The organism is Robertmurraya mesotrionivorans, from assembly GCF_050971805.1.
In the GTDB taxonomy this organism is placed as follows: domain Bacteria; phylum Bacillota; class Bacilli; order Bacillales; family Cytobacillaceae; genus Robertmurraya_A.
Window position 1 is genome coordinate 19,414 of sequence record NZ_JBPCCH010000027.1, and the last position, 14,286, is coordinate 33,699.

The following is a 14,286-nucleotide window of genomic DNA, read 5'->3' on the forward strand; positions in this document are numbered from 1 at the left end:
ATACAACATGTGGATTAAAAATGTGGACATGTGGATAACTTCTGTGGATATCTTGTTCGTAAAGTGAGGATGAAGTGTGAATATCTCATTATTAACAATTGGCAAACTTAAAGAAAAATACTTAAAGCAAGGGATCGATGAGTATTTGAAAAGACTAACGGCCTATGCGAAGGTCGAAGTGATTGAGCTCCCAGATGAAAAAGCTCCAGAGCAATTAAGTGAAATAGAAATGGAACAGGTAAAGAATAAAGAAGGAGAGCGGCTGTTAGCGAAAATTTCTCCAGATACATATGTCATTGCCCTAGCCATTGAAGGAAAGCAACGATCGTCAGAAGAACTGGCGGATATGATTGATAAGTTAGCTACATACGGAAAAAGTAAAATTGCCTTTGTTATTGGAGGTTCGCTTGGCTTAAGTAAGGATGTACTAAACCGTGCAGATGAGAAGTTATCATTTTCTAAAATGACATTCCCACATCAATTAATGAGGTTGATCCTGCTTGAACAGGTATATCGGGCTTACCGGATTAATAGGAATGAACCGTACCATAAGTAAATGAGGTTTTTCCTTAAATTAAAGGAGAAAGTAATAGTTAAACTACTTTCTCCTTAGTGGGGCAAATGGGGATTATAAATAGTAATGACTTTTGAAACGATTTCTCCGATAAAATTATTAAGTTATTTTATAGAAAAATTAGCAGGGCTCTCAACCATATAAACTATTATATAACAATAGTGATCTTATCACACCTGATTGAGAATAACTTGGCATCGCAATCCCTCTTGGACGGCCTTTACTGTACAACAACTCGGGTAAAAGTCCACAAAAAGCGCTGTTATTGTAATTATGGTTAAAATATTTCCAGGCTTGGTTTACATCATTGTTAACTAAGAATGCTTCTCCTAACCAGAAGGTTGGCCCTGTCCACGGTTTTAAATCACCTTCTTCCGTTGTTAAACTCTCATGTCTCCAAATACCTCCGATGAAGGGATCTTCAAGTCTTTGCTGAATGGCTTTAAGTGTTGGTTTCAGCCACTCTTTTGGAAATATAGGGAATTCAGAGAAAAATAGAGTAACAGATGCATCTAATCGTTTTGTTTCCATAGATCGAGTTACAATTCCGTTATGGACGTTATGCTTAGAAATTGCATGAATTAATTCAGAGGCTCCTTGTTTTAATCGATACGCTTTCTTATTTTCAAAGATAGCTTCAGCCATTTCTGCTGCTCTTAATAATCCAAATGCTGAAATAGCTGATGTCCATGTCATATGTTCGAATTTTTCCCCTAAATGCGGCCCGAATGTTTCCCAAATGCCGGCATCTGGGAAGATAAGTCCGCTTGAGTCACGATTTTTCAAAATCCATTCGGTAGAATAATTTATAATTGGCCAAAGATCATGTATGATCGTATGATCTTTTACCAACGACCATACTTGCCATATTCCGTATAAAATGAGTCCAGTCGTATCGTTTTCAAAAGCATGCTCGTTCGGTAAACGTGTTACTACATTATAAGCAAAGTAATAATTGCCATCGGGGCGTTCTTTTAAATAACTCAACGTTGCGTATAATGCCCTTACGGCGTCTTCAAGATGTCCAGCTAGCGCTAAAGTAGATGCAATCCACAAGCTATCACGAATCCATACATTTCCTTGATACGGTTTAAATCCAATGATAATAGGTGTTCCATCTTTTTGTAGGCTCATTTTTAATAAAGTGTTACTTACTTTCCAAAAATAGTCTAGCTTATGTGGGAGTGCTTTGATTTCTACTGTATTACTGTGCCATGTTTGCCATGCTTTTAATGTCTGTTGTTCACTTTGATTAATGTGAACCAATGTACTTTCTAATTCTTTAAGGGCTTCCTCTTTAGAAGCACCTGCTGCAAATACCTGAAAGACAGGCTTGCTATATTCCGGACCTGGGACCCTTTGAGCGGGAATGGTAAAGACCAAGGGAACAGGGAGCAAACTGTGTTCAAAGATCGTTACCTGACTTCCAGTTACTGCTTTAGAAATATCGCCTGTTATTCCTTCTACAGAAGGGGAAATAGTGGTTGCCAGCCATTTGTTTTCAGAAATTCGAGAAATAAAGATGTTATCAATTCTTTGAACAATGTTTTGTAAATGCACGACAGGGTAGATCGATACTTCTGAAGGGTTGCTACGGAGAGTTTTAATTTCGATAGAGCGTATAAAAGAGTTTCTATTAGGAGGAGCCCATGTTTTTGTTCTAACTATTGTATTACCTTTATGAGAGACTACTTCATATATTCCATAGCCATGAATGTACCTAGTGCTATTTATTGAAATAATTTCCCCGATTTGTCCCAGCTTCTCTTGAATGATTCCATAGGGATCATACCAAATTCTCTCATTATGGTCTTTTGCTAGTATGTAAGAACCTGAATTATCTAAAAGTGAACTTGACATGTCAAAGCTTTCGAAAAAAAGTTGACTTATTTTATCAACTGGACGACATGCAACATCATATTGCTGAAGCCAAGCTAATACAATACCATTTGAAATAGGAGCATGATTGTCTTGATTTTTACCAATAAAATAATGCATTCATTTCACTCCTTAATTGAAAAAAATCAGGCCATCAATATAATATTAAATATTTGGGATTTTTATGTTGTAAATAGGGAAAGAATGAAATGAAGTCAGTTCCTGAGCATGATATATTAATAAATAAGATAGGTTAGGTTATTAACCATGTATAGACAGGTTAATAGAACAACCTCACTTAAACACATCACGGTGAACCGTATCATAAATAGGTGCGGTTTTTTTTGAGTAAATTGTAAAAACGCGATTGTTTTTCTTGAAAAAACAAGGCTAAAACAATTCAATAGAAGGTGAATTTCGATATAATGAAAATAAAGGGGGTGCTTACAAATGGAGAATCACATAAGATTGTCTGGTACTTCTTCCACTCATGCAAAGCCTATTATTGGAAAGGCGATACTTTGCATGGGGCGAAACATTTAGTTTTATCGCTGAATAAGCTTTTCTAATATTTTGGCTTTGCACCTTATTTTTTCAAAATCAAAATAAGGAGCGGGCAAAATTGAAATATATTAATGCAAACAAAGTTTTACCTGAAAAGCTAATCGTGGAAATCCAAAAGTATGTTCAGGGGGAAACCCTTTATATTCCTAAGCAGGAAACGGAGTATCAAAAGTGGGGAACTTCAAGTGGAGGAAGACGGCTGCTTGACCACCGTAATGCAGCAATTAGAAATTCTTTTATTAGTGGCAGTAGTATTCATCAACTGGCTGAGGAATATTACCTTTCAACAGAAACGATTAAGAAAATAGTTTATTCATATAAAAAGTAGGCGAAAAGCACTGGTGAAAATCCTTCATCAGTGCTGTTCTTATGTAAAAAACGTTTCTAAGTCATTTTATCCATTTTAGAAGTTTACTGCACTATTTAAAATAAGTGTAAAGAGACGGCAGCAAAATGATTGGAGATAAACGTAATGACCGAAAAATTTATTAAAAATGAACAATTAAATTTTATAAAAAAACAGATTGCCTTAATTAAGGACAGCACTAAAAAGAACGTACCTCAAAACGTTTTGGCTGCTGTGATCGACTTAGCCAATGCCAAAATCTCGGAACTCTTTCCCAATGTATCAATGGACCAACAAGAAATGCTGGATCTTTCCAGATTGAAAACAGATAAAGAGTATGAGCAATATATCCAACATCTTTCGGACTATTTGCTGCCCTTTCCAAGAATCACCGAGCAGCAACTGAAAAAAATGTTTCCGAAACAAAAAAAATTAAAGCTGCCTGATTTATCAAATATAGACCACAGCCAGCTGACCTATTTAAGCTGGAACGATCTAAGATCCAATAAAAAATTTATAGTATATGAGCTGGAGGGAAAACTGGTCGGTATTGAATGTGAATTTGCACCGACTAGTAAAAAAAATCTTTGTTCCTTCTGTAATAACTTTGGTGAAGTTTCCTATTTTTCCACCGTAACAAAAGCGAAAAATCCACGAAACTCGGATTATTACAAGTCCATCGGTAATCTTATTTGCTCCGATAGCAGCGAATGCAATAAAAAAATAACTAGTGTAGAATATTTAGCCACTTTTCTAAAAGACTCACTAGGAATGTGAAGACTTTACATGGTACCTGTCATCATTGTGAAGTTTTCATATTTGTTTTTACTTCATTAATTTAATCAAAAACGCACACTTCTGTACAAAAATAATTAAGTTAATGCCTCTTTCAACTCAGCATCTTTTGTATTACCTCATATAGATGCGTTACGGTGAACCGTATCATAAATAGAGAAACTTTTTCACTTATAACGAAAGCTGGTCAGATTCAGATAGAATAATAGCCTGTATCGAGGGTAAATGAAAGCCTAGTACTACAGGATAAATGGTATACGATGATGAACTGTTCCCCAAATCTTAAGAGGATTGGTTCCTGTATTTCACAGGATTCAATCCTTTTAATGTTTTACTAACCCTTGCATCAATCTACATTTAAAAATCAAAATACATTTAATTGAATACAAACTCCCACTCTATTAAAAAAAAGTGTGTGAGGAAACCTAACATATTAATTATCTTGATAGTGATTCTGAACCGTTTCTGCTTGAGGATATTTTTAGAAGAATCATGAAGCAAGTTCAGGTGAGTTTTTTATTAAGGAAAGCTTATAGACCGCCATTTTAAAAGAAAAGTCACAAAGAAGAATGATGAAAAGAGGGATAAATTCTAAGTGGAGATTGACCCTATCTAAAATAAAGAGACAGATATTTTAGATAATTATTACAAAATAAAAATACATTTTTAGTCATTTTAAATAATGACGAAGATTAACCTTTATGATTATAATGAGTCCATGTTATAAAATATTACATGAGAGGTAAGAAAATGAAACTTACTATTCAGAATGTGAAAAAGAACTTTAATGATCGACAAATTCTAAAAGGAATTAATCTTCATATTAAAAATCATGAGTTTATTTGTGTACTAGGTCACAGTGGTTGTGGTAAATCAACCTTGCTTAATTTAATTGCAGGTTTTACCCAGCCGGATGAAGGAGTAGTCATTGTTGATAATGAAATCGTACGTGAGCCTTCAAAGGAAAGAGGTGTGGTATTCCAAGAGCATGCATTGTTTCCATGGTATACAGTTTTGGAAAATATCTCTTTTGGACCTATTGTTCAAGGAGCGGATAAAGAAACCTCGTTACATAAAGCAAAAAAATATTTAAACATGATCGGATTGGATCGCTATGAAAATCATTATCCATCTGAACTTTCTGGTGGTATGAAGCAAAGAGTGGGTATTGCCAGAGCGTTAGCAGGAGAACCCAAGTTGTTATTGATGGATGAACCGTTTGGAGCATTGGATGTTTTTACACGTGAGAATATGAGAAATGAGTTAATTGATATTTGGAAAAAGTTAGAGACAACTATTATTTTCATTACACATGATATATCTGAAGCGATTTGCTTAGCTGATCGGATTATTGTAATGAAAGACGGTCAAATTGCTCGTGATGTTAGTGTTAAATTGCCCCGTCCACGGAAGATCACCGAATCAGGATTTGGTGAATTAATGACAGAGCTTGAACAGACGTTAGTTCATTAGGAGGAAGTAGGATGGAAATGAATAAAGTGGCGGAAGTAAACAAAAATGCATTTGTCTCCTCTCTAGATTCTCCCCAACAAGTAAAAGTAAAAAAACGTCAAAAACCGGTAAAAAGTTATATTCCGATTCTTGCATTCTTTCTCCTTTGGGAAACCTTCTCGAGAGTCAATATTACTTTGGAACTTATGAATCCGAAATTCCTTCCGCCACCAACAATGGTGTTAGTTCGAGCGTGGGAAATGATTCAAACTGGAATCTTGCTGGAAAGTTTATTATCAAGTACCCTTAGGGTCTTAATCGGCTTCTTAATTGGCGGTGTACTTGGTGTGGCAATGGCCTTACTAATTGGAAAGTCTAAAAGAGTGGACGATTGGATAACACCTGTTCTGAATATGCTTGGTCCAATTCCTGCGTTGGCGATCTTGCCGCTATTCATTATTTGGTTTGGAATTGGAGAGGTTCCGAAAATCACTTTAATTGCTTGGACCGTATTTTTTCCTGTTTTAACTAATACAGTAGATGGCATAAAATCCGTCAATTCTACCTTGATCCGATCAGCGTTAAGCTTAGGGGCTAATGAAAAGCAGATTTATAGAAAGGTTGTTTTACCTTCTGTTTTGCCTAATATTTTAGCAGGCTGTCAGATTAGTTTAGGTTTAGCTTTCGGTGCTTTAGTTGTTTCTGAAATGATGGGAGCTACTTCGGGTTTAGGTTATATCATTGTAGATGCGAGAAACTACTTTAAGCTGTCTGATATGTACGTATCCATCATTGCTATCGGGATTGAATATAGTCTTTTTTCAGTCATGCTAAAAATAGTAGATAAAAAAATGCTTACGTGGAGACGCGGTGGATTCTCACAAGCCGTTGAAAAATAAAAATTAAAAAAGGTGGAGTAAAAGATGAGAAAAAATATTCTAGTCATGATTACAACATTATTTTTAGCTATTTTATCAGCTTGTGGCAACAGTACCGAAGAAACCAGTTCTGATAGTAGCAAAAGCAATAATTCTAGTAAAGAATTAGAAATGACAGAATTTGAAATAGTAGGGGTGAGGGATGCCCAAATTTCGTCTCAACAAATCATTGCAGACAAATTAGGTTATTTTGAAGAAGAAGGATTAAAAGTTTCGAATAAGTTGATTGAAAGTGGCCCGGATATTGGTCCCATGGTCTCTGGAGGTAGTGCCCCTGTAAGTCTTCAAACCAACTTTATGGATATTATCTTATCTTCAAATGATGTAGATGTTAAAATTGTCGCTCCATTAGCACAAATTGCTGGAACGCAAGCGGTTGTTGCAGGGCCAAAGGCAGATATAAATGAACCAAAGGATCTTGAGGGTAAGACAATTGGAATTCCAGCTGGAGCTGATGTACAGATTGCTATCAATAATATGGCAGAAGAATATGGCGTAGATTTGGAAAAGGTGAAGGTTGCAAACTTAGCTCCAAGTGATGCTTTAACCGCTCTAGAAAGTGGTGATATTGACGCGATGGCTGCTTGGGAGCCGTTCATTACAAAAGGAATTACGGCGGGTGGAAAGTTACTATTTAGTGGAACAAGTAGCGAGCTTGAAGGGGAACCAAAAGAAGTGGATTGGATGAGTGTTCATTCCACTCTACAAATAACCGATAAATTCCTTGAAGAAAACCCGAACACGGTAAAAGCCATTATCCGTGCACTTGAGAAGGCAACTGATTATATTAACGAGAACCGGGAAGAAGCAATTAAGATCTTAGCGCCAGAACTTCATTTATCGGAGGAAGAACTAACGGAAATCATGAATCGTAACGTATATGACATGACAGCAGACGAATCCTTTATTGAGGGAAGTAACGGACAAGCCGTTACCGATTATCTACTAAGCGTTGGAAACATCCAATCTGCACCAGAACAATCTGAGTATATTGACTTAACCTTATTAAAAGAAGTAAACCCAGAGTTAGTGAAAGCAGAACTTGCTAAGTAACAGAAAGTGAACAAATCCTATAAAACTCTAGCATAGGGCAGAAGGGGAATTATTATGGAGATTTAAAGTTTCTGCTAGGGCAAGTCGATAGGTAAATTTTAGTAGTAAGAAAATTAAAATAATAATCATATTTAAGGTTGAAGACTGATTAAGAAATTGTTAGAATAAGATAAATGAAAAGACTTTGTGTGACTGGCGAAACGCGGATAACCGCGAGGGAGCACATGGTGTCGTAGCCGTTCGCCTGGGCAGAGGTAAGGGTTATTAACCCTTACCTCTTTTTGTTCAAATTTATAATAAAAAAGGAGAAACAATATGAGCCCAATTACATTAAAAAAAGTGAACCAGATTAAAACATTAAATAATATTGCTGAAAGCGGGTTAAAAGTCTTTCGTAAGGAAAACTTTGCAGTCGACAATGACTGTGAAAATCCGGATGCAATCATTGCTCGTAGCTTTAATATGCATTCAATGGATTTCGGTAGTAATTTAAAAGCAATTGCAAGAGCTGGAGCAGGTGTTAATAATATTCCTGTCGACAAATGCACAGAGCAAGGAATTGTCGTTTTTAATACTCCTGGAGCAAATGCGAATGCTGTAAAAGAGATGGTTTTAACTACAATAATGGCGTCATCAAGAAACCTTTTTGCTGGTGTGTCATGGACAAAGACCCTAGAAGGTGAAGGGGAACAGGTTCCAAAGCTTGTAGAAGCAGGGAAAAAACAATTTGTAGGAAAAGAAATTAAAGGTAAAACTCTAGGTGTTATTGGACTAGGTGCAATTGGAGCACTTGTAGCGAATGATGCCATTGCTTTAGACATGGATGTGATTGGTTTTGACCCATTTATCTCTGTTGATACAGCATGGAATTTATCACGTACGGTCCAACGTGCTTTAACCATTGAAGAATTGTTTGCAAACGCTGATTATATCACTGTACACACACCATTAACTAATGATACAAAGGGAATGTTTAATCAAGCCACATTTAGCATTATGAAACCAGGTGTTCATATTCTGAACTTCTCACGTGGGGAACTTGTGAACGAAATAGATTTGGCAGTTGCTCTTGAAGAAGGAATCGTGGGTCAATATATTACAGATTTCCCTAATGAAAATGTATTGAAAATGGAAAACACCATTTGTGTTCCGCATCTTGGTGCATCAACTGCAGAGTCTGAGGAAAATTGTGCGATTATGGCAGGGCGTCAAATAAAGGATTTTCTTGAGACAGGAAATATTAAAAACTCAGTGAATTTCCCGAATGCCACTCTACCGTATTCAGGAAAACAACGTGTAGCAGCTTTCCACCAAAATATCCCTGGAATGGTTGGGAAGATTACCTCAGCTCTTTCAAGCTATGATTTAAACATTGCAGACATGGTGAACAGAAGTCGAGGAGAATATGCATATACAATGATCGATATTGATAATAATGTAACGAGTGATATTATTCCTCAGTTAGAGGAAAAAATCAGCTTAATTGAAGGTATTGTAACTGTACGTATACTTTAATGAGCGTTTACCAAAGGTGATACAAATTTTTGTATCACCTTTTTTGTTTTTCTAAAAAAGGATTCATTTAAGGTTCATTTAAGATAAATGGTGTAAAAATGATATAGCTTTAGAGAGAAAAACAAGGAGGTTTAACTTTGAATAGAAAACTAGGAAGGATTCTTTTGATCATATCACTCGTAGTGAACCTTTTATTAGTAGGTAAGATCATGATAGATTCAAGTGAAACAGAGTTGTCCTACGCAATTAGTGGATTTCAAGGTAGCCCAGAGGATGATTTAATAGAGGTAATTAATAACACAAAAGAAGAGCTTAGTATTGCTATCTATAACCTAGATAATGATAACATCGTAGCTGCTATTTCTGCCGCAGCGGAAAGAGGCGTTTCCATTAGAATCATAGCCGATGGGGAAAATACAGAAAACAAAGATAGTAAAGAAATATTCGATAAGCTAGAGGCACTAGATATACCGATTAAAATAAATACAGATGAAAAAATGCACATAAAACTAACCATATCAGATAACCAAACCGTCGTAACAGGCTCCTTTAATTACACAAAAGACTCTGCAGAAGATAACCAGGAAGTCCTCTTAACCGTAAGTGATTCGGACTTAGTTTCATCTATGAATGATACATTTAATGAAATGTGGGATAGTGGTGATTTGGCGGAGTGGTAGAAGTCAGGAAATTAATTCAGTAGTTAAACACCTCTATACCATCCGTATAGAGGTGTTATTATATTATTGATACCTGTCCCTAAAGGAAGTGTCAGCAATCGTTTCTACACTAAATTCACCGTTGCCATACTTAATTATGGAAACACTGCAATTATCATGGTGTGGATAATCGCTCATTTTTGTTAATTGCATTAAGTAGTTACCGATCGTTACTCCGTGTGAGAAAACGAGTATATTTCCGCCTTCATTTTTGTGCTTGTCTATGATTTCTTTAACCACGGAGGTTGTGCGTGTATAAAGCTGGGAGTAGCTTTCTCCTTCTGGTGCAGCCATATTAAGGTCGTTAAGGGTAAATAATTGTTCAAGTATATTTCCATATCGCTCGGTGATTTCTGATTCTACAAGTGACTCTAAAGCACCAAAGTTCATTTCTTTCAGGCGTGGGTCTGTCATAGTTGGGAGATTTCGATGACCAACTGCATACTTAGCTGTATCTATGACTCGTTGGCTTTCACTAGTGTATACAGCAGTAAATTCAATATCATCTAGGCCCATTCCTACAGACTTAGCTTGAGCAATTCCGCGTTCGGTAAGCGGGGAATCACAAAACCCTTGCATACGTTTCTCTATATTATATTGAGTCTCACCATGACGTACAAAATAAAGCTTTAGTTCTTTTTCGGAGGACAAGCTATAACACCTACTTTGTATTGTAATTATTGTTTAGTTACCAAGAATTTTACCATACCTACTGAAGAATTGTTATTACTATTGGTTGATATAAGAAGAGAGGAAATTTACCCCTTTTGAGGTGATTTTTGTTCCAGCTCTTCCTTTCCCTTTAATGATTAAGTCTTGAGATTCTAAGAAATCAAGTCGTTTCCTAACCTGTTGGGGAGATAAGTAATATTTAGATTCTTTACTATATGAGGAAATCCATTCTCTACTAGCTGCTTTTCCAGAATCATTGCATGCTTTAATTGCATCTAAAATAAACAAATACTCATCCTGTTCTAGTTTACTTTCAACTAGAATCAAGCTTGAACGTTCTTGTGTTATAGAAGGGGTTAGTCCATTACTGGGAATGTCATTTTCAGTTATGAGATGATTTTCACATACGGTAAGCATATAATCAACCACACTCTTTAATTCTCGGATATTACCTGGCCACTCATGCTGTAAAAGGAGATTCGTTACCTGATTCTCGATTTTTATATCTAACCGATGTTTTTTGATAAAAGAATCAACAAGTAAGGGTATATCACTTTTTCTCTCTCTTAAAGGAGGGATTGAAAAGGTTAGAACATTAAGACGATAATATAAATCAGAACGAAACGTACCTGCTTGGATCTTATCTTGTAAATTTTTATTAGTAGCAGCGATAATTCGAACATTAATGGGAATGATTTTATCTCCACCAATTCTACGAATCTCATTTTCTTGTAGGACTCTTAATAAATGGGCTTGAACGTTAAGGCTAATATCTCCAATCTCGTCTAAAAAGAGGGTTCCATTATCCGCTAACTCAAATAATCCTTTTTTTCCGCCTTTCTTTGCCCCTGTAAATGCTCCATCCTCATATCCAAATAATTCACTTTCTAGTAAGCTCTCCGTTAATGCACTACAATTAACAGCCAAAAATGGTCCGGATTTTCTTGGTGAGTGGAGATGTATCGCGTTGGCAAACAGCTCTTTTCCAGTTCCTGTTTCTCCTTGAATAAAAACGGGATGTTCTGACTTAGCTAGCTTTTTAGCAATGTTTTTACACTGTAAAATTTTCGGGTCGTGTCCAATAATATCTTGTAAATCATATTTTGCATATAAACCCTTCTTTTTTAACTGTCGTTGAGCTGCTTTTTCAATCTCAAATGCTTGATTTACACTTTTAAAGGTAGCAACAATGGTATTTTCTATACTCATTTGAGAGCGAAAGATAACAATTTCTATCCCTTTAACGGTAAAAAATTTACTATTTTCATTTCCGTGTAGGATAAAGTCAACAATCTCAGCGGGAAGTAGGGTTCCGATTGGTTTATGCAAAATATTTTGTGAAGAGAGTTGAAATAGTGCTTCTAAATGGTGGTTGAAAACGGTAAGTTCCTGCTGTGAATTCACCGCCAATACTCCGTCATCAACGGAATCAACGACCTTTTGTAAATGATCGTTCAACAGTTTTGTTTTTTGATCAGCGCTCAATAATTTCTTATGTAATTCTACAATATTACGGATATATCTTTCTGATATCCGAGACGAAATATCTGTATGTAAGTGACAGTAATCTACTAGTTTTAGAATGGTAGTCATATCAAAAAGTCGAACGTGAACATCAATAATATTTGGAATAAATGGTGGACAAAGATGAGGTTCTCCAGGTGTGACGGCTGTATCAATATCTTCATAATATAATTGTCCTATTTGAAAAGGGACAAATTGAATATGGTTGATACCCAGCTGATATAAAGACTCAATAAATTCTGTGGTTTCTGAATAATTATCGTTTACTAAAAGAACTTTTTTATTTTCAGGGATCTTCAACAGCTGGTCAATATATTCATGGTGAATCATACGTTTTCCAACAAAAAAATGTTCACATTGTATTTCTAACTTTTCAAAAGCCTCCTGTTTCACTACTTCTGATGAAAATAGTAGTAACGGTTCCCTTAAATAAGAGGGTATTTCTTCATCCATTGCATAGCTTTTCACATCAATATAATCACCAAGTAATTGTTGAAGTTGGCCATGCAACACTCTTTTTGTTGTTGAACCTCCTGCGATTAAAGTAATACAAGGTTTTCTCATAAAAACACTCCTTATACACTTAATTGGTTTAATAGTAAACCCAATTAAGGTCAAAAACAACCAATTAATAAAATAAAGAAATAAAGAAATGGCAATAAGAAAGGGTTTTAATTTCTGGCACGGTACTTGCATCAAAGTATGTGACTAGCTCAATTCTGAATATTCAAACTGTGGAATGTTTTTTTTAGAATTGAATGGTGATTGTTTGAATAAAAAAGGGGGAAAAATGGATGAGTCAACAGTTAAAGAATTCTGTAATAATTTCACCGGAGAAGCAAAGCAATAAGAAACAAAAAAAGATTAATGTTTTTGCTTTGTTGTTAGGAATTTTATTGATCTCTACGATTCTAACTTATATTGTTCCAGCAGGGGAATATACTCGCGTGGAAGTAGATGGACGTACTGTTGTAGACCCTGATACCTTTCAGTGGAAGGATGCAACTCCTGTTGGCCCGTTTGATATGATCCAATCTATTCATACTGGAATGGTAGAAGCAGCTAATATTATTTTCTTTGTTCTTATTATCGGAGGTTTTTTTGGCGTATTAAGTGCAACAGGAACCGTTGATGTATTAATCCAAACAATGGCCAATAAACTGACTAAACGAGAAAAGCTACTTATCCCGGTGATGATGTTATTCTTTGCTACAGGTGGGTCATTAATGGGTATGGCAGAAGAAACACTCGCTTATATTCCGCTACTCATCCCTTTAGCTTTAGCATTGGGTTTTGACACCATTACTGGTACAGCTATGGTGATATTAGGGGCTTCAGCAGGGTTTACAACAGCTGTGATGAATCCATTTACAGTAGGAATTGCTCAAGGAATTGCTGAGTTACCTATGTTTTCCGGAATGGGATATCGACTGATTCTGTTTGTGATTGTCTATCTTGTTTCTGTAGTATTTGTGTATCGGTACGCAATGAAGGTAAAGAAAAATCCTGAAATTGGATTCTATGGAAATTATTCAAAGGAAAGTGCATCAGATTTAGTGTCTACTTCTGTTAAGTTTACAGCGAAGCATAAATTAATTGTAACAGCCTTTCTTTTAAACTATGTGGTTTTGGCATTTGGGGTTATTAAATATCAATGGTATATCACAGAGATTGCTGCATTATTCGTAGCATTAACGGTTATTATTGGATTAATAGGGAGATTATCAGTTGATAAGCTAGTAAGCTCCTTTACAAGCGGTTCAGCGGCATTAATTGGAGGAGCGCTTGTTATTGGCTTATCTCGTGCTACGCTTGTTGTTTTAAATGAGGGTTCTATTGTTGACCCAATGTTGTATGGAATATCTGAAGCCATTAAAGATGTGCCGGCTTATTTAAGTGTAATTGGGATGTATAATTTTCAAGCTATCATTCATTTCGTTTTGGCATCTGGAAGTGGCCATGCAATGTTAACTATGCCTATTATGACACCGCTTGCTGATTTATTAGACATCACTAGACAAACCGCCGTGTTATCTTTTTCTTTTGCAGATGGAATTGGAAATATTATTTTTCCAACAGCAGGTACATTAATGGCTGGTCTAGCTATCGCAGGTATTCCGTGGACAAAATGGGCTAAATGGGTGTTGCCATTAGTATTTATTCAATACTTTATTGGTTTAGTGGCTGTTGTAATTGCCTATTTTATTGGTTATGGGCCATTTTAGCTCGTATGGACTGACAGTTAGGAGTGAAGAA

12 protein-coding genes and 1 riboswitch are annotated in these 14,286 nt (G+C 35.9%); of the genes, 9 read left to right on the forward strand and 3 right to left on the reverse strand.

The annotated features are described in order from the left end of the window. The first annotated feature begins 76 nt into the window (after positions 1 to 76). The gene (gene rlmH, locus ACRX5O_RS22855) at positions 77 to 556 is read left to right on the forward strand and encodes a 23S rRNA (pseudouridine(1915)-N(3))-methyltransferase RlmH (RefSeq protein WP_433908051.1); all 480 of its coding nucleotides are present in this window, start codon (positions 77 to 79) and stop codon (positions 554 to 556) included. A 150-nt stretch (positions 557 to 706) separates the two neighbouring features. Here the strand turns inward: rlmH and ACRX5O_RS22860 are convergent, their stop codons facing one another. Beyond that, positions 707 to 2,572 (reverse strand): glycoside hydrolase family 15 protein, encoded by a 1,866-nt coding sequence (locus ACRX5O_RS22860; RefSeq protein WP_433908052.1) that lies wholly within the window; start codon positions 2,570 to 2,572, stop codon positions 707 to 709. 502 nt (positions 2,573 to 3,074) lie between these two features. Between ACRX5O_RS22860 and ACRX5O_RS22865 the strand changes: the two genes are divergently transcribed. From ACRX5O_RS22865 to ACRX5O_RS22895, 7 genes are all read left to right on the forward strand, one after another. Beyond that, positions 3,075 to 3,344, forward strand: coding sequence for a CD3324 family protein (locus tag ACRX5O_RS22865; RefSeq protein ID WP_433908053.1), 270 nt, complete (start codon positions 3,075 to 3,077; stop codon positions 3,342 to 3,344). A 144-nt stretch (positions 3,345 to 3,488) separates the two neighbouring features. Continuing rightward, positions 3,489 to 4,139, forward strand: coding sequence for a FusB/FusC family EF-G-binding protein (locus ACRX5O_RS22870; RefSeq protein WP_433908054.1), 651 nt, complete (start codon positions 3,489 to 3,491; stop codon positions 4,137 to 4,139). A 768-nt stretch (positions 4,140 to 4,907) separates the two neighbouring features. Beyond that, positions 4,908 to 5,630, forward strand: a complete 723-nt coding sequence (locus ACRX5O_RS22875; RefSeq protein WP_433908055.1) for an ABC transporter ATP-binding protein — start codon at positions 4,908 to 4,910, stop codon at positions 5,628 to 5,630. An 11-nt stretch (positions 5,631 to 5,641) separates the two neighbouring features. Next, positions 5,642 to 6,508 (forward strand): ABC transporter permease, encoded by an 867-nt coding sequence (locus tag ACRX5O_RS22880; protein ID WP_433908056.1) that lies wholly within the window; start codon positions 5,642 to 5,644, stop codon positions 6,506 to 6,508. 24 nt (positions 6,509 to 6,532) lie between these two features. Then, positions 6,533 to 7,600, forward strand: a complete 1,068-nt coding sequence (locus ACRX5O_RS22885; RefSeq protein WP_433908057.1) for an ABC transporter substrate-binding protein — start codon at positions 6,533 to 6,535, stop codon at positions 7,598 to 7,600. Between the two features lie 178 nt (positions 7,601 to 7,778). Beyond that, a riboswitch (ZMP/ZTP riboswitch) is annotated at positions 7,779 to 7,857 on the forward strand. A gap of 58 nt (positions 7,858 to 7,915) precedes the next feature. Then, the gene (locus ACRX5O_RS22890; protein ID WP_433908058.1) at positions 7,916 to 9,115 is read left to right on the forward strand and encodes a phosphoglycerate dehydrogenase; all 1,200 of its coding nucleotides are present in this window, start codon (positions 7,916 to 7,918) and stop codon (positions 9,113 to 9,115) included. 137 nt (positions 9,116 to 9,252) lie between these two features. Beyond that, entirely contained in the window at positions 9,253 to 9,795 is a 543-nt protein-coding gene (locus ACRX5O_RS22895; RefSeq protein ID WP_433908059.1) for a phospholipase D-like domain-containing protein, read from the forward strand. 63 nt (positions 9,796 to 9,858) lie between these two features. On the opposite strand, the gene ACRX5O_RS22900 is transcribed toward ACRX5O_RS22895, so the two are convergent. Together ACRX5O_RS22900 and ACRX5O_RS22905 are read right to left on the reverse strand one after the other, a co-directional pair. Continuing rightward, positions 9,859 to 10,485, reverse strand: coding sequence for a histidine phosphatase family protein (locus ACRX5O_RS22900; RefSeq protein ID WP_433908060.1), 627 nt, complete (start codon positions 10,483 to 10,485; stop codon positions 9,859 to 9,861). A 78-nt stretch (positions 10,486 to 10,563) separates the two neighbouring features. Beyond that, entirely contained in the window at positions 10,564 to 12,594 is a 2,031-nt protein-coding gene (locus ACRX5O_RS22905; RefSeq protein ID WP_433908061.1) for a sigma-54 interaction domain-containing protein, read from the reverse strand. A gap of 230 nt (positions 12,595 to 12,824) precedes the next feature. On the opposite strand from ACRX5O_RS22905, the gene ACRX5O_RS22910 reads away from it, so the two are divergent. Continuing rightward, positions 12,825 to 14,255, forward strand: a complete 1,431-nt coding sequence (locus tag ACRX5O_RS22910; protein ID WP_433908062.1) for a YfcC family protein — start codon at positions 12,825 to 12,827, stop codon at positions 14,253 to 14,255. Positions 14,256 to 14,286 lie beyond the last annotated feature (31 nt).